Origin of the sequence: Aeromicrobium phragmitis (genome assembly GCF_003674095.1) — a bacterium.
GTDB lineage: Bacteria > Actinomycetota > Actinomycetes > Propionibacteriales > Nocardioidaceae > Aeromicrobium > Aeromicrobium phragmitis.
Genome location: NZ_RDBF01000237.1, coordinates 1 through 330, shown reverse-complemented (window position 1 = coordinate 330; position 330 = coordinate 1). Strand labels below are relative to the sequence as shown.

Here is a 330-nt window from a genome sequence, read left to right as displayed (position 1 = left end):
CGGACTTCGAGGCGCAGCATCTTACGGCCTTCGGGTGCGATAGTCATCGTGGTCAGCCTACCCCTGCACCGGGAGCTTCACCGAGCCGACCGAGAGGCCGACATGGGCGGTGCGGTCGATGTCCGGACTGGGGTCGTACGGCTTCCAGGACAGGAGGTCCGTGAGGTGCCGGGCCACCGCGGGAGCGGCCTCGGGTACCGTGACCGTCCGGCCGAGCTCGGCCGACAGGGTGGTGACACCGGCGTCGGCGATCCCGCAGGGGACGAACCGGTCGTACCAGCCGAGGTCGACGTCGCAGTTGAGGCTGAACCCGTGCATCGTGACGCCCCG

The 330-nt window shown here is 69.7% G+C and carries 1 protein-coding gene; it reads right to left on the bottom strand.

The window, feature by feature from the left end; genetic code table 11:
* Positions 1-57: 57 nt before the first annotated feature.
* The coding region (locus D9V41_RS17140) for a lipoyl protein ligase domain-containing protein (RefSeq protein ID WP_424922814.1) at positions 58-330 on the bottom strand (273 nt) is incomplete at its 5' end.